The sequence below is a fragment of the Polyangium jinanense genome (genome assembly GCF_028435365.1).
The window spans coordinates 670,840-685,203 of the sequence record NZ_JAGTJJ010000002.1 but is presented as its reverse complement, the minus strand read 5'-3'; the positions used below and the strand labels follow the sequence as shown (position 1 = coordinate 685,203).

Below are 14,364 nucleotides of genomic sequence, written 5' to 3'. Positions count from 1 at the left end.
TCAAAACCGCGGGCGCGTCCGCGGGATCATCGGCAGCTCGCCCGGCGGCAGCGCCTGCAGCGCCGCCAGGAGGTTCGCGGCGCCGGCCTTCGTCTTCTCGATGCCCGGCGCGATCGGCGCCGTCTCCTCGCGCTCCTCGTAGAGCTCACGCGGAAGCTCCAGCAAGAATCGGCTCGGGGTGCGCGGCACGAGCTTGCCGCGTTGCCCACGGGCCATGCAGCGCGACATGAAGAGTTTTTCCCGGGCGCGCGTGACGGCCACGTAGAAAAGGCGACGCTCCTCTTCCAAGCTCACCGCGCCGTCCTGGTCGCCAGGTACGAAATCGGTCGCGCGCTCGACCGTCGTGCGCGAATGCGGGCAAAAGCCCTCCTCGACGCCGATCACGAAGACGTACGGGAACTCCAGGCCCTTCGAGCCGTGCATCGTGGTGAGCGTGACGCGGTCCGTCGCCTCTTCATCCTGCTCGTCCATACGAAGCGCGAGCAGGCGCAAAAACTCGGCGAAATGCTCCCGATCGCCCTTTCCGGCCTCATCACGGCGCGCGAAGACCTTGAGCAGGCCCTCGACGTTGCCCCAGCGGCGCGCCGCGACCTGCGGGTTCGCCGAGGCCGCCATGATGTCGGCTTTGAGGCCGATCGCCTCGCAGAGCTTCGCCGCGATCTCCGCGCTCGGCAGCTTTTGCTCGAACGCGAGCCGCCCGCCCTCGATGATCCGGACAAACTGCCGGCACCCTTCGAGCGCCCCCGGCGGCAGCTCCCGCACCGCGTGCGCGCGCTGCACGACGGCCCAGAGGCTCATGTCCTGCGCGGTCGCGTGCGCCGTGATCTTGTTGAACGCGACCTCGCCGATGCCCCGCGCCGGATAATTCACGACGCGCCGCAGGGACATCTCGTCGTCCGGCGAGAGCACGACCTTGAGGTACGCGATGAGGTCCTTGACCTCCTTGCGCTCGAAGAACTGCTGGCCGCCGATCATGCGCAGCGGAATGCTCCGCTCCTTCAAGGCCTGCTCGATCGGCTGAGCCTGGAGGTTCGAGCGGTAGAGCACGGCGATGTCCTTGGGGCGCACGCCATGCTTCTCGATGAGCTGTTGCGACTCGGAGGCGACGAAGCTCGCCTCGACCTCGGGATCGGCGCAGACGACGACCTGCACGATCGGCCCGTCGCCCTGCGTGGGCACGAGGATCTTGCGATGCCGTTTGCCCGACTGCTTCGCGAGGATCGCGTTCGCCACGTCGAGGATCGGCTTCTTCGAGCGATAGTTGTGCTCGAGCTTGACGACCTTCGCGCCCGGGAAATGGTCCTCGAACGAGAGGATGTTCTTCACGTCGGCGCCGCGCCACGCGTAGATCGACTGATCGTCGTCGCCGACGACGACCACGTTCCGGTGCGCGCCCGCGAGCTGCAGCACAAGCTCGAGCTGCGCGTGGTTCGTGTCCTGGTACTCGTCGACGATGAGGTACCGGTAGCGCATCTGGTACTTCTGGAGCACGTCGGTGCGTTTTCTCCAGAGGCGGACGAGCTCGCAGATGAGATCGTCGAAGTCGAACGCCTGGAAGGTGCGCAGCGCCGCGAGGTACTTCGGGTAGACGAGCATGCTGATCTCGTCGTACTCGTCCACGCCGCGGCTCTTGCGTTGCTTCTCGAGCCACTCCTCGGGCGTGATGAAGTCGTTCTTCGCGGCGGAGATCCGCGCCAGGATCGCGCCGATGTCGTAGTTCTTCGTGGTGCGGAGCTCGCGCAGGATCTCGCGGATCGCGCTCGTCTGGTCCGCCTGGTCGAGGATGGCGAACTTCGAGCCGCGGAAGCCGAGCGCACGGGTCTCCTGGCCGAGCGTGTCGAGGCCGAAGCGATGGAAGGTGCAGACCTTGAGGTCCTTCGCGACCTTCGGGCCGACGAGCTTCGCGACGCGCTCGTGCATCTCGGCGGCGGCCTTGTTGGTGAAGGTCATCGCGAGGATGCTGGTCGCGGAGACGCCCTTGCCGAGCAGCCTGCCGATTCGCTCGGTGACGACGCGCGTCTTGCCCGAGCCTGCCCCGGCGAGCACGAGCATCGGCCCGAGATCGTGCTCGACCGCCTGCTTCTGAGAGGGGTTGAGATCGATCGCCACGGCCGGGGGGTAGCGCGGCCGCGGCGGGTTGGGTAGTCGGAAAATTTCGCGGTGCGTCGGGGCCCAGGATCAGGGCGGATTCCAGGATGGGATCACGGAGGCGTCGCGAACTGGCCGGGGAACGGATTGGCGTCGTGGCGCTTGTTCACTTCGTCGTTCGTCCAGGGGAACGGGTTCGTGCCGCGCTCGTGGAAGAAGGCGAAGCCGATGACGCCAACGTTGCGCGAATCGCCGCCGGACTTTTTGGCCGCGTACGAGCCGCGCACGGAGCCGAAGCGGAAGGCGGCGACAGCGTCGACGCTCTGGCGGAAGCCGTCGATCTCGAGCTCGCCGTGCGGCTGCACGAGGTAGCCGCGCTTCGAGAAGCCCGCGGCGCGGCCGTCGATGACGTCGAGACCGTCGACGGAGACGACACACTCGATGCGGTTCGGCGTGCGGTTACGAATGACGATCGTGTAGCGGCGGCCCGCCTCGCCGACGATGTAGTTCTTGTCGCTCGCGACAAACCCGTTGAGGAACGCGCCGTTCTCGTCACGCAGGCCGACGAGCAGCGCGCCGCCCGCGACGGGGGTGACGCCGCCCGAGGTGCGACGGAAGCCGACGGCGTTCGCCATGGCGCGCGCGCCCTCCTCGTCGTTGTAGAAAAGGCTCGCCATCGAGAACGGGCTCGTGGGTTCGGCGCGCTGGAACGCCACGGTCGTGATCGACGACGAGCGCGTCTCGCCCCACTCGGTGCCGAGGCCGGGGCGGTTCTGCGGCGGCTCGGGCTGCATGACCTCGGCGCGCTTGGCCTCGGCCTCGAACGCGCCGGGGCGCTGGGAGGCGGTCCCTTGCACGGCGGCCGGGGGCGGCGGAGGCGCGGCGGGCGCAGCCTCGTCCGCGGCGGGGAAGGCGGCTGAATCGCTGCCAAACTGACCGGCGGAGGCCGTGCCGGCCGGGGTGGACGACTCGACAGCCCTCGCCTCACTCGGCGCCGCCGAGCCACCGCCCGTGTAGGTGCTCCCGCCGCAGCCGACGGCGGAGGAAAACAGCGTCGCTAACGAAACAGCCAAAAACCCACGTCGGATGAGGTCCATCGTCGTTCTCCCCACGGCTCGCGCCGTTCGCCGGTGGAAACGGAGGCGTGCACGAAGACCTTACACCGATCGCGAAGGGATCGGATCGTTCACGACGCCGCCGAACGAAGTGTGGGGCCCGAGGAGCCTGCCTAGGGCGAGACCCGCGGCAAGCGAGACGATGGCAAGGACAGAGACCACCATGCGGCGCGTGCCTTCCGACAGCGGCGTGACGCCGCTCCGGGAAGGCGGGCGAGAAACGTCCGCGGAGAAAGCGGACGGCGTGGTGATCTCGGCGGCTCGCGTGGTGGGGGCGTAAAGAGGGGCGACGAGCGCGGGGATCTCGGCGGCCATGGCTTCGGCCGAGGCGAAGCGGTCGTCCGGGTCTTTTTCGAGGGCGCGGAGGATCCACGCGTCGAGGGCCGCGGGAATGGGCTGCGGCGCGAACCACGACGGGGGCGCGGGGATCCGATCGAGGTGGGCAAAACGGAGGGCATCGAGGTCTTTGATGTCGTCGAAAGGGCCACGGCCGGCGACGAGCTCGTACAGGACGAGGCCGAGGGCATACAAATCGGTGCGCCCGTCGACGGGTTTTCCCTCGAATTGCTCGGGCGCCATGGTGCGCGGCGTCCCGAGCGAGGCGCCCCGCGCGCCCGGGCCTTCGCAGCCCGAGGCGGGCTCGGCGGCGCCGAGGTCGAGGATCTTGGCGCGACCGTCATCGCAAAGGAAAAGGTTTTCGAGCTTGATGTCACGATGCACGAAGCCCGCGCGGTGAAGCGCGCCGAGGCCGCGGAGGACCTGCGATGCAATGGTGAGGGTCGTCGGCACGGAAAGGACGCCGATACGAGCGAGCTCGGCCCGGAGGTCACGCCCTTCGAGGAGCTCGAGGACGAGGTAGGGGCGGCCGTCGTCCGTGAGCAATCCGAGGTCGAGGACCTCGACGAGGTTGTCATGACGCACGCGGGCGAGGATCCGTCCCTCGTCGGCGATACGCTCTGCGAGTCCGTGGCGCTCGGCATTGGCGGGGAGGAGCGCTTTCAGCGCGGCGCGGCGCCCGAGCAGGGCGTGTTCGACCTCGAAGACCTCGCCGACGCCGCCCTTGCCGAGGGGGCGAAGGATGATCCAAGGCGTGCCCGGCGCACGCTCGCCGCAGCGAAGAGGCGTGGAGCGCACGGGGGAGCGGGTGGAAAGAGGGGGAAGGCTCTCGTCGGGCTGGGTGGAACGCTCGTGGACGTCCGTGCGGAGGGTAGCGTTTGTCACGACGCCCTCCGTTCGGCACCGGAGAAAGCCTCGGGCGCGACGGCGCCGCGGATCGCGGCGGCGAAGGCGGCGGCCGTGGGATAACGTCGCGCAGGTTTCTTTTCGAGGGCCCGCGCGACGACGCGAGCGAGGGCGGGCGGCGCGTCGGCGACGTCGTCGAGGCGGCGCGGTGCGAGGCCGAGGTGGGCGCGCATGAGGGTGAGCAAATCGGATCCGGCGAGGAGATCGAAAGGGCCACGGGCGGCAATGCATTCGAAGAGGACGATGCCCATGGCATACACGTCGGTACGAGCATCGACGCGCCCGCCGAGGATCTGCTCGGGGGCGAGGTAGCGGGGCGTGCCGAGGATGATTTCCTGCTGCGTGGTGCAGAGAGCCGCGGCGCCGGAGACCTTGGCAATGCCGAAATCGAGCATCGCAGGGCGCGGGGGCGCGGCATTCGCGGCCACGAGGAAGATGTTGCCGGGTTTGACGTCGCGGTGCACGACGCCCTGCCGATGGGCGGCATGCAATCCATCGAGCGCGCCGGCGACGACGGACGCGGCGAACGCGGGCGCGAGGGAGCCTTTGCGGAGGCGGGTTTCGCGGAGGGTCTCGCCGGCGAGGCGGGGCATGGCGAGAAAAGGACGACCGTCCCGGGTCATTCCCATCTCACGCAGAGGGACGAGGTTCGGGTGGCGGAGCGAAGCGAGCAGGCGCCCTTCCTGGAGGAGGCGCGCGGCGGCCTCCTGGGAGTCACGCAATTCGTGACGGAGCACCTTGATGGCGAAGAGCTCGCCGGAAGGGCCCGCGGCCTCGAATACGTCGGCGGACGAACCGCCGCCGATCAAACGAACGACACGATAACGGGTCCCCACGAGCGAATCGGTTGGAAGCGCTGCGACGTCGATGAGCATGAGTTCGTCCTCCCAGGGGTTCGTCCGAGCATGACCCCCACGCACTCATGTCGACAGGAAGGGGGCGGCAGTTGCGTGTCGGGACGAAAAAATCGTAAATGGGAGGACGGGCGTTCAGGTCTGTCGCGGGAGCGCTGGACGGAGATCCAGGGGAGGGAGCCGGGGAACGAACATCCGTGCGTCGAGTGCGGGCGCACCTGGCGTGGCGTCCGCGAGCCCGTTCCTGCAGCTCGCGCGAGCGTCTGACCGCAGAGGCCCTCGGTGAAGAGCGCGCGTCGCGGAGAGCGTGCGACCGCCGAGCGCGCCCGAGTGAATCGCCCTCGCGATCACCGAGCACGGGTGGGCCCGCGCGGGCTCGCTTTGGGACTACGGCCGGGCAGGGGATTCGGCTCGATTCCACGCGCGCGCAGATAGGTGGCCCCCCAGTCGCGGAGCGTCCGCAGGACGGGCGCCAACGTGCGCCCAAACTCGGTGAGCTCGTACTCGACCTTGGGCGGCACCTGCGGATAGACGTGCCGCACCAGCACGCCGTCTTCCTCGAGCTCGCGCAGCTGGAGCGTCAGCATCCGCTGCGTGGCGGTCGGGATGCGCCGCGTGAGCTCCATGAAGCGCAGCTTGCCGCCGAGGAGATGGAACAAGATCAGGGGCTTCCACAGCCCGCCGACCACCGATAGCGTGGCTTCCACGCCGCAGCCGCTCTTCGGATCGTGACGTCGGGATCTCATACTTACAAAAATGGTAGTATAGGCGAAAATTGTGCGTTCTTGCAATGCCTGCGGTGGCGACCTAAACGTCCGTGACCCGGAGGCGACATGCACGCACTGCTCACAAGAAAATCGGCGTCGGGCCTCTCGACGGAGCTGACAGATTTGCCCGCGGACCAGCTGGGTGAGGGAGAGGTCACGCTTCGCGTCGAGTGGTCGACGGTCAACTACAAGGACGCGCTGGCCCTGACCGGACGCGGCGATATCATGAAGGTGCTCCCGCTGGTGGGCGGCATCGACCTGGCCGGGACCGTCGAGTCGTCCGAGGACGCGAATTTCAAGGCAGGCGACCGCGTGCTGGCGAATGGGTGGGGGCTCAGCCAGACCCACCACGGCGGTTACGCGGAGCAGGCCCGGGTGCCTGGAGCTTGGCTCGTGCCCGTACCGGATGCGTTCAGCACACGGGACGCGATGGCGATCGGTACCGCCGGCTTCACCGCGATGCTGTGCGTCCTCGCGCTCGAGCACGCAGGGCTCGCTCCCGACCGCGGGCCGATCCTGGTGACCGGCGCGAACGGCGGCGTGGGAGGGGTCGCGATCTCCTTGCTGTCGACGCTCGGCTATCGGGTCCTCGCGTCGACCGGACGCTTGGCGGAAGCGGACTATCTGAGCTCCCTGGGGGCGGCCGAATGCATCGACCGAGAAGAGTTATCGAAGCCGGGGCGCCCGCTTGGCAAGGAGCGGTGGGCCGGCGCAGTGGACTCCGTCGGCAGCCACACCCTCGCCAATGTCCTCTCGCAGACGCAGTACCGCGGCGCGGTCGCGGCGTGCGGGCTGGCGCAGGGCATGGACCTGCCCGCATCCATGGCGCCGTTCATCTTGCGCAACGTGACCCTGGCCGGCATCGACTCCGTGCACGCACCCAGGTCGGCGGAAGCAGGCCTGGGCGCGCCTGGCGACCGATCTTGACCTTGGAAAGCTCGCGTCCGCAACGCGCGAAATCGGCCTCGCGGACGTCCCCGGGGTCGCGGCAGAGATGCTGCAAGGCAAGGTCCGCGGCCGCACGGTCGTACGGATCCGCTGATTTGAAACGACGCGAGAGCCCGCGGCGCGCCGCGCTTTCGCCCACCCCACTTCGGCGAGCGGGCGCGCCCGCACGCACACCATTTGGTCACCTGAGAACAACGAGAGATGAGGAATGAGATGACCCAAGCACAAGAGCCCAAGGCGCAATTGGCGGTCGAGGCGCGCGGCGCCACCTTATTGGTTCGCATCGACGCGGGGCCGCTGCAGGTGTTCGGCGCCGACTTGGCGCGGCAGCTGGAAGCGCTGGTGGAGCGAGTGGACAAGGATCCTGACGTCCGTGCCGTCGTGCTCGCGAGCAGCCACCCGACGCGCTTCATCAGCCACGCGGACGTGAAGTGGCTGCAGGAGGGGGGCGCGCAGTATCTGGCGAGGCAGCAGTCGGGGGCCGCCGCCCCTCCTCCGCCGCCGGACTACGTCGGCCTCGATCGCCTGCACGCGCTCTTTCTGCGTATGAACAGCGTCGCCGCCGTCTTCGTAGCCGCGCTGGAAGGCGCCGCGCTCGGCCTGGGTGCTGAGCTCGCTTGGGCTTGCGATCTGCGCGTCATGGCGGACAGCGACGCGTTCATCGGCCAGCCGGAGGTGCTGCTCGGCATCATGCCCGGTGGGGGCGGCAGCCAGCGACTGACGCGCCTTTTGGGCGTCCATCGTTCGCTTCTGGCCATCCTCGATGGCAAACCGTTCACGCCGGCGCAGGCGTTGGAGATCGGCGCAGTGGACGCCGTTGTGTCGAAGGCGAACGTGGTCGCGAAGGCCATCGCGCTTGCCGACGAACTCGCCAAGCGCCACAAGCCGAGCCTCGCGGCCATCAAGCGCTCGGTGTACTTCGGCGGCTCGCTCCCGCTCCCCGAAGGCATCAAGCTCGAGGCGAAAGAATTCCTGGGGCTCGACGTCGCCGAGGAAGGCCAGAGGCGGATGCGCGCGTACCAGGAGCAGACCGCCGCGCGGGGAGAGCTGCCGCTCTACATTCCGGGCGGGTACGAAGCGGCGCTCCAGGCCGGCCGGACCACCGACTAGCACGAGATCCACATAGAGCGCACGGGTCGCCGTGTCCTCGATGCTCAACGCTCGCGGTCAATGCAGCCACGGCCACCTCGAACGCAGTTTTCGTCTGCCCGTGCGCCATTGCCGACAGAACCGCGAGCTCCGGCCTTCTCTGCGCCTCCGCGATGTCCGCCACGACCGGGACGCCAAGAAAAACCTCGCCGCGCGAAGCGCGATTCGATTGACGCGGCCCAGGCGCTCCCCCACGCTCCCCGGTTCATGCGCCGCCGGGTCTCCTCGCTCGCCGTTGCCCTCATGCTGCTCGTCTCCACGAGCCCGAGCCGCGCCGACGGGTGGAACGTTTTCACGGTCGGGCCGATGGGCGGCGTCGTGTTCGGACCTGAGCAGCCCGCGCTGGGGCTACTCGGCGGTGAGATCACGTTCGTGCATTACGGGAACGCGTCCGGCCGAGGAGTGGGATACGGAGGCTTCGTTCAGGCGAGCGCCGTGGGCTTCGAGCGCGCGCGGGTTTCGTTCGGCCCGCAGATCAATACCTCGATCTTCGGTGCCGAGGTCGGGGCCACATTCGAAAGCGCGACCAAGGAGCGAGCCGCGTTCGTCGGCGCGCACCTCGCGCCTTTCGTGTCGATCGGATTCGCCTCGATCACGTTCCAGCTCGACATCCCGTTCGCACCGCTCTCGGACGGCCCGCTCCCCCCCGTCGAGATGGTCTTCGGCGGCACCCTCAAGCTGCCGATCGATCTCAAATATGGGGTCCTATCGCCACTCAAAGCGCTGCGATAGGCGCCGGTCAGTGCACGAGGAACCACCGCACGCCGGGCTTGATTTCCATGTGGAAATGGTCGGCGTGGTCGGTGTTGTAATTCGGCGAGAGCACGTACGTGAAGATGCCCGCGTCCTGGGATTCGCACACGAGCGCGCGGAGCTCCTGCGCGACGGGCTGCTCGGGCTTGCGGGCTCCCTCGCCGCAGGTCTTTTCGCCGATCTTGCCGTGGAAATGGTCGAGGACGCTGATCCAGGTGCCGTCCTTTTTACGCAATCGGCCGACGTCGATCGCGAGCCCCGCGGGATGACGCGTGCCCGGCGGGGCCCAGCGCGGGTGGGGCACGGTCTTCGCCGGCGCTGCGTGAGGCTCGGTCTTCGCGGGAGCGGCTTGTACCTCGGGCTTCGCCGGCGCCGCTTTCGCCTCGGCCTTCGCCGGCGCATGATGCGGCGCGGTCTTCGGCGCATGATGCGGCGCGGTCTTCGGCTTTTCGCTCGCCGTCACCATCTCGCGCGGCTTTGCCTGGACCGCGGCGGGCGCCTTGTGTTTCGTGCCCTTCGTCGCGCCCTCGGAATGCTTGGTCCCGAGCGCGCCTTTGCCAAGGTCCGACGCCTTCGCCGCATTCGCTTGCGGAAGCTTCGAGCCTGTCTTGGGCGTTTCCGCTTTCGGCGCCTCCGCTTTCGGCGCCTCCGCTTTCGGCGCCTCCGCTTTCGGCGCCTCCGCCTTCTGTGCATCCGCCTTCGGCGTCTCCTTCTTGGGCGCCTCTTTCTTCGCCGATTCCTTCTTCGGCGCTTCCCTCTGCGCCGGCGCCTTTTTCGCCACCACGGGCGCAGGCATCTCGCGGGGCACGTTCGGCCGGTACATCGTGTAATGGACGAGCTCGTCGATCTCGTGACGTTCGAGCACCGCCGTGAAATCGTCGAGCGCAAGCGCCAAGCGCGCGTCGAGGATCTCGAACATCGACGTCGACCGCTGCTCCTCCGGCAACGCCGAATGGATCAACACGCCGTGCAGGCGCCCGGTGAGCCGGACCGGCGCGCGCACGCCGGGCACGGGGTCGATGCGCACGTACGGCAGGCTCCTCTTGTCGAGCTCGGCGAATGCCTCGTCGTCCGTCATGTTCGCGTATCGATACGCCGGGCTCGCATCGACCACGGAGGCGTCAGGCGTCACCAGGAACGGCGAGACCGCGCTCGCCGGACGGGTGCAGAGCATGCCCGCGCCGAACGTGAGCGCCGCGAGACAGGACGGGCCGAGGGAGCGGAGAAGCGAACCGAGCACCACGAGCCGACTGTACCCACCGTCCCCAGGAAGGCCAGAAAATCGAAGATCTTCCCGGACCACCCCCTGACCACGGGCTCGCGCCGCCGGCCAGACGAAGCTATCCTCGCCGGCGCGTGCTGCCGGATCCTCCCGCCCCCCTCGAAACCCCCGCGCCGCCGCCCGCCCCGGGCCTCGGCGCCGAGAGCCCCGCGCCCGCCGCGCCCCTGGAGCCCGTCCCCGAGGCGCCGAACGCGCGCCGCCCGCTGCTCGTCGCGCTCGCCACGACGCTCCTCGTGACCGCGCTCTCGTACCTCGCGCCCAAGGATCACGCGGGCACGGCCGTGGGGCTCGCGTTCCTCGCGGTCACGTGGTGGCTCGTCCTGCGCGGAGACGAGCACGTGATCCGCGCGCACGGGCTCTCGCTCGGAGGCCTGCTCGAGCCGCTCCCGCTCGATCGGCGCAGGCTGCTGCGTGACGCGGCCTCGGCCTCGCTCTGGGTGCTTTTGCTCGCGGCGATCATTTTCCCGCCGTTCTGGTTCGGCTTCAAGCTGTTCTGGCGCGTGAAGATGCCCTTCGTGTTCCGGGGCTTCGAGTCGCCGTTGAACGAGATTTCCGGGCATTTTCTGGCCGTGGCGCTGCCCGAGGAGGCGTTTTTCCGGGGATACCTCCAGACCCGGCTCGACGCCGCGTGGCCGCCCCGATGGCGCGTGTTCGGGGCGGAGCTCGGCCCTTCCTTGATCGTCTCGTCGGCGATCTTCGCGATTGGGCATTTTTTGACCGTGCCGAGCGTGGACCGGCTCGCGGTGTTTTTCCCGTCGCTCGTCTTCGGCTGGCTGCGCGCGCGGACGGGCGGCGTCGGCGCGGGCGTCGTGTTCCACGCGCTCTGCAACATCTTCTCGGCGACGCTCCAGCGCGGCTACGGGTTCTCGCGATGAACGCACCGAAACCCCGCGCGGCGCTCTTCGACATGGATCGCACGCTCGTGCGCAAGGAGACCGCGAGCCTTTACGTGCGGTATCTGCGCGACATCGGCGAGGCGTCGACGTTCGACCTCTTGAAGACGTTTTACTGGGTCGGGCAATACACGCTCGGGCTCCTCGACGCAGAGAACATGGCGGAGAGGGCGCTCGCGCCGCTTACAGGCACGCCCGAGAGCGCGCTCATCGCGCGCTGCGAAGACTGGTTCGGCAAATACGTGGAGCGGCACGTCGCCGACGCGGGACGGCGCGCGGTGAAGAGGCACAAGGAGGCCGGCGACGTCTGCGCGATCGTGACGGGCGCGACGAAGTACGCCGCGCGGCCGCTGGCGCAACGACTCGAAATCGAGCACGTCGTGGGGACCGAGCTCGAGATCGACGCGCGTGGCCATTTCACGGGTCGGGCGGAGCGGCCGATTTGCCTCGGCGCAGGGAAGGTGCGGCGCGCGGAGGCGCTCGCGGACAAACTCGGGTTCGTGCTCGAAGAGGCGACGTTTTATTCGGACAGCGTGACCGACGTGCCCCTGCTCGAACGGGTGGCGAAGCCTGTCGCCGTGAATCCCGATCCGCGGCTCGAACGCCTCGCCCGACAGCGCGGGTGGCGCATCGAGAGGTGGTGAGATGGTCGCCGTGGACTTCCCGGACAAACCCACGACCGTCGAGATCCGCGAAGAGGGCGATCTGCTCGTCGTGTGGCTCCGCGGCGATTACGACACGCAGGTCGAGCGGTACATGCAGGCCCTCCGCGGGGACCTGGAGAAACGCCACGGCTACCGGCTCATCCTGATCCACGTGGGGCAGGCCGGTACGATCACGACCGAGGCGCGGCGGGAAATGGTCGCGTGGAACCGGGAGCGGAAGGCGCCGGGCGCGGTCGCCATTCTGGGGGCGAGCTTCACCGCGAGGACGCTCGCGAAGATGGTGCTCACGGCCGGCCGTCTGCTCACGAAGCGGCGCGTCGATTTCGGTTTTTTCGAATCCGAGGCCGAGGCGCGGACGTGGCTCGCCGAGCGGCGCAAGGAACTACGCGAGCTCATCCGGTGAGGTGCGGAGGCGAATGAGGCGGCAATTCGGGGAGCAAGTCGCGTGGATCGAGGAGCCGAACGTCTTCGCCATGCGCCTCTCGGGGGAAATCGACGGTCCGTCGCTCGAAGGGCTCCTCGATTTTCAATCGGACTGGTCCGCAGGAAAAGACCATATCTTCGTGCTCTGCGACCTCTCCGCGGTCACCGGAGCGACGATCGAGGCGCGGCGGGTGCTGCAGGGCAAGCGCGTCACGACCCCGATGACCCACCTCTGCATCGGCGCGAGCTTCACGATCCGGGTTGTGACCGAAATGGTCGTGCGGGCGGCGCGATTCATCGGGACGGCGCCGCGCGAGATGCAGATCGTGTTTTTCGCGTCCGAGGCCGAGGCGCGCGCCTACCTCGACCGTCCACGGCCGTCCAGGCGAGGGAAACGAGCATGAACGGCATTCCGCGGCGAAAGACCGCATTCGTGACGGGCGGGACAGGGTTTCTCGGCTGGGAGATCATCCGGCAGCTCCTCGAAGCGGGGCACCACGTGGTCGCGCTGTCGCGGAGCGGGGATTTGCCGGGAGACCTGCCGCGGGCCGCGCTCGAAATCGTGCGGGGGGATCTCGACGACGTGGAGACGCTGACCGAGGCCATGCGCGGCGCGTCGGTCGTGTATCACGTCGCCGCCGACGTGCGAATGTGGCGCGCGAAATGGGTGGAGATCGAGCGGACGAACGTCACGGGCACGCGGAACATGCTCTCGGCGGCGCGGCGCGCGGGCGTCCCGCGATTCGTGTTCACGTCGACGGGCTCGACGATCGGAAAGCCGTATCCGCCTCCCCATGCGGTCGTCACGGTGGACGAGACGAGCCCGTACAATTTCGCGCCGCTCCAGATGGTCTATCCGCACACGAAATGGCTGGCGGAGCAGGAGGTGGAGCGCGCCGGGCGCGAGGGGCTTTTCGTGGTGATCACGCATCCGGTGGCGGTGTTCGGTCCGGGTGACTGGAAACGAAACGTGCTGCCGCTCTTTTGGGCGACGCGGAAGGGCACGACGATCGCCGCGCCGAACGGGATCCGGACGACGTGCGACGTGCGGGACGTGGCGACGGCGCACCTCGCGGCCGCCGAGCGGGGGAGCTCCGGGCGGCATTACATCCTCGGAGGCGAGGCGCTCTCGGTGCGCGCGCTGCTCACGCGAATCGCCGCGGCGGCCGGCGGGAAGGCGCCACGTTTCACGCTGCCGGATCGAGCCGTGATGGGTTTGTCGTTCCTGATGGAGAGCGCGTCGCGCCTCACGGGCCGGCCGCCGATGCTGAGCCACGAAATGGCGCTGCAAAGCACGTTTCGGGTGCGTTTGTCGTCGGAGCGGGCGGCGCGGGAGCTCGGGTATACGTCACGGCCGCTCGACGTGTCGCTCGCGGATGCGGCGCGGTTTTACCGGGAACAGGGGTGGCTCTGAGCAGGCCCGAGGACGAAGGCGTCAGTGCGTATTCTCGACGTGCACCCGCCGAACATCCTTGAGCCGTTCGAGCCGCTCGATCAGGTCGCCCACGCGGAGCGCCGATGGAAAACCGACGTCGAAGGTGATGGAGATCCGCCGCTCCTCATCGAGGCGCCGCTCGTAGTCGATGTTGAAGACGACGACGTGGAGTTCATCGAGCAATGCCTCCACGTCGTCGAGTTGCTTGGAGTCGGCGAGGACCACCGAGACGCGCTTCCGGACGAGCACGTTGCTTTTGCCCTCGAGTCGCCGCACGACCGTCTGCACCACGAGCCCCATGGCCGTCACGACGGCGGCTTCGAGCAGCATGCCCGCGCCAGCACAGAGACCTATCGCGGTCACCAGCCAGAGGCCCGCTGCGGTCGTGATCCCCTGAATCGTCAGCCCGGTCCGCAGAATGACGCCGCCCGCTAAAAAGCCGATGCCCGATACGACGGAGGCCGCGATGCGTGAGCCGTCCACCTCGACGAGCTCCCCCTCCGTGTACCCTTGAAAGTAGACGAAGTGAGCGGACACGACCATGAACGTGGCCGATGCCGTCGCGACGAGGAGGTGCGTTCGCAGGCCCGCGCGCTTGCCGTGCCGGTCGCGTTCGTAGCCGATGATTCCGCCGAGCGCCGTACCCACGACGATGCGTGTGATCATCTCAACGTGAGAGATCATGGCCTCGACTCCTCGAGTCACACCCATTGTGCACGCGTGGAGCGGCGGCGCAAGCCTCGGGAGCGA

The 14,364-nt window shown here is 68.4% G+C and carries 15 protein-coding genes; 8 read left to right on the top strand and 7 right to left on the bottom strand.

Features of this window, described 5'->3' with window-relative positions:
• The 5 genes from KEG57_RS07875 to KEG57_RS07855 all read right to left on the bottom strand — a co-directional run bounded on the left by KEG57_RS07875 (window position 1) and on the right by KEG57_RS07855 (window position 6,045).
• Entirely contained in the window at window positions 1-2,109 is a 2,109-nt protein-coding gene (locus KEG57_RS07875) for an ATP-dependent helicase (protein WP_272417436.1), read from the bottom strand.
• Window positions 2,110-2,201: 92 nt separating this feature from the next.
• Window positions 2,202-3,185 (bottom strand): hypothetical protein, encoded by a 984-nt coding sequence (locus tag KEG57_RS07870; protein WP_272417435.1) that lies wholly within the window; start codon window positions 3,183-3,185, stop codon window positions 2,202-2,204.
• A gap of 60 nt (window positions 3,186-3,245) precedes the next feature.
• Window positions 3,246-4,337, bottom strand: coding sequence for a serine/threonine-protein kinase (locus KEG57_RS07865; RefSeq protein ID WP_272458335.1), 1,092 nt, complete (start codon window positions 4,335-4,337; stop codon window positions 3,246-3,248).
• 83 nt (window positions 4,338-4,420) lie between these two features.
• Window positions 4,421-5,320, bottom strand: coding sequence for a serine/threonine-protein kinase (locus tag KEG57_RS07860; RefSeq protein ID WP_272417432.1), 900 nt, complete (start codon window positions 5,318-5,320; stop codon window positions 4,421-4,423).
• A gap of 326 nt (window positions 5,321-5,646) precedes the next feature.
• A complete protein-coding gene (locus KEG57_RS07855; RefSeq protein ID WP_272417431.1) occupies window positions 5,647-6,045 on the bottom strand; it encodes a winged helix-turn-helix transcriptional regulator in 399 nt (132 codons plus the stop codon).
• A gap of 87 nt (window positions 6,046-6,132) precedes the next feature.
• Here KEG57_RS07855 and KEG57_RS07850 point away from each other — a divergent pair, with 87 nt between their 5' ends.
• The 3 genes from KEG57_RS07850 (at window position 6,133) to KEG57_RS07840 (ending at window position 8,895) form a co-directional block, all read left to right on the top strand.
• Window positions 6,133-6,993: an MDR family oxidoreductase gene (locus KEG57_RS07850; protein WP_272417430.1), complete on the top strand. Its 861-nt coding sequence runs from the start codon at window positions 6,133-6,135 to the stop codon at window positions 6,991-6,993.
• 234 nt (window positions 6,994-7,227) lie between these two features.
• Window positions 7,228-8,124, top strand: coding sequence for an enoyl-CoA hydratase/isomerase family protein (locus tag KEG57_RS07845; RefSeq protein WP_272417429.1), 897 nt, complete (start codon window positions 7,228-7,230; stop codon window positions 8,122-8,124).
• A gap of 246 nt (window positions 8,125-8,370) precedes the next feature.
• Window positions 8,371-8,895 (top strand): hypothetical protein, encoded by a 525-nt coding sequence (locus KEG57_RS07840; protein ID WP_272417428.1) that lies wholly within the window; start codon window positions 8,371-8,373, stop codon window positions 8,893-8,895.
• A gap of 7 nt (window positions 8,896-8,902) precedes the next feature.
• On the opposite strand, the gene KEG57_RS55505 is transcribed toward KEG57_RS07840, so the two are convergent.
• A complete protein-coding gene (locus KEG57_RS55505; protein WP_272417427.1) occupies window positions 8,903-10,159 on the bottom strand; it encodes an extensin family protein in 1,257 nt (418 codons plus the stop codon).
• A gap of 113 nt (window positions 10,160-10,272) precedes the next feature.
• Between KEG57_RS55505 and mrtC the strand changes: the two genes are divergently transcribed.
• Genes mrtC through KEG57_RS07810 form a run of 5 tightly spaced genes read left to right on the top strand, consistent with a single transcriptional unit; the run spans window position 10,273 to window position 13,593 of the window.
• Complete coding sequence (mrtC, locus tag KEG57_RS07830) at window positions 10,273-11,073, top strand: myxosortase MrtC (protein ID WP_272417426.1); 801 nt, start codon at window positions 10,273-10,275, stop codon at window positions 11,071-11,073.
• Window positions 11,070-11,735 (top strand): HAD family hydrolase, encoded by a 666-nt coding sequence (locus KEG57_RS07825; protein ID WP_272417425.1) that lies wholly within the window; start codon window positions 11,070-11,072, stop codon window positions 11,733-11,735. Before mrtC ends, KEG57_RS07825 begins: the two co-directional genes overlap by 4 nt.
• 1 nt (window position 11,736) lies before the next feature.
• Window positions 11,737-12,159: a hypothetical protein gene (locus KEG57_RS07820; RefSeq protein WP_272417424.1), complete on the top strand. Its 423-nt coding sequence runs from the start codon at window positions 11,737-11,739 to the stop codon at window positions 12,157-12,159.
• A gap of 13 nt (window positions 12,160-12,172) precedes the next feature.
• A complete protein-coding gene (locus KEG57_RS07815; RefSeq protein ID WP_272417423.1) occupies window positions 12,173-12,583 on the top strand; it encodes a hypothetical protein in 411 nt (136 codons plus the stop codon).
• A complete protein-coding gene (locus tag KEG57_RS07810; protein ID WP_272417422.1) occupies window positions 12,580-13,593 on the top strand; it encodes an NAD-dependent epimerase/dehydratase family protein in 1,014 nt (337 codons plus the stop codon). Before KEG57_RS07815 ends, KEG57_RS07810 begins: the two co-directional genes overlap by 4 nt.
• A 21-nt stretch (window positions 13,594-13,614) precedes the next feature.
• Here the strand turns inward: KEG57_RS07810 and KEG57_RS07805 are convergent, their stop codons facing one another.
• Window positions 13,615-14,298, bottom strand: a complete 684-nt coding sequence (locus tag KEG57_RS07805) for an MgtC/SapB family protein (RefSeq protein WP_272417421.1) — start codon at window positions 14,296-14,298, stop codon at window positions 13,615-13,617.
• Between the last annotated feature and the right edge of the window lie 66 nt (window positions 14,299-14,364).

What these genes read in the sequence shown, in the direction of transcription:
- KEG57_RS07870 (WP_272417435.1), bottom strand. Translation starts at nt 3,185, where the DNA reads ATGGACCTCATCCGACGTGGGTTTTTGGCTGTTTCGTTAGCGACGCTG.
- KEG57_RS07860 (WP_272417432.1), bottom strand. Translation starts at nt 5,320, where the DNA reads ATGCTCATCGACGTCGCAGCGCTTCCAACCGATTCGCTCGTGGGGACC.
- KEG57_RS07855 (WP_272417431.1), bottom strand. Translation starts at nt 6,045, where the DNA reads ATGAGATCCCGACGTCACGATCCGAAGAGCGGCTGCGGCGTGGAAGCC.
- KEG57_RS07850 (WP_272417430.1), top strand. Translation starts at nt 6,133, where the DNA reads ATGCACGCACTGCTCACAAGAAAATCGGCGTCGGGCCTCTCGACGGAG.
- KEG57_RS07845 (WP_272417429.1), top strand. Translation starts at nt 7,228, where the DNA reads ATGACCCAAGCACAAGAGCCCAAGGCGCAATTGGCGGTCGAGGCGCGC.
- KEG57_RS07840 (WP_272417428.1), top strand. Translation starts at nt 8,371, where the DNA reads ATGCGCCGCCGGGTCTCCTCGCTCGCCGTTGCCCTCATGCTGCTCGTC.
- KEG57_RS07825 (WP_272417425.1), top strand. Translation starts at nt 11,070, where the DNA reads ATGAACGCACCGAAACCCCGCGCGGCGCTCTTCGACATGGATCGCACG.
- KEG57_RS07820 (WP_272417424.1), top strand. Translation starts at nt 11,737, where the DNA reads ATGGTCGCCGTGGACTTCCCGGACAAACCCACGACCGTCGAGATCCGC.
- KEG57_RS07815 (WP_272417423.1), top strand. Translation starts at nt 12,173, where the DNA reads ATGAGGCGGCAATTCGGGGAGCAAGTCGCGTGGATCGAGGAGCCGAAC.
- KEG57_RS07810 (WP_272417422.1), top strand. Translation starts at nt 12,580, where the DNA reads ATGAACGGCATTCCGCGGCGAAAGACCGCATTCGTGACGGGCGGGACA.
- KEG57_RS07805 (WP_272417421.1), bottom strand. Translation starts at nt 14,298, where the DNA reads ATGATCTCTCACGTTGAGATGATCACACGCATCGTCGTGGGTACGGCG.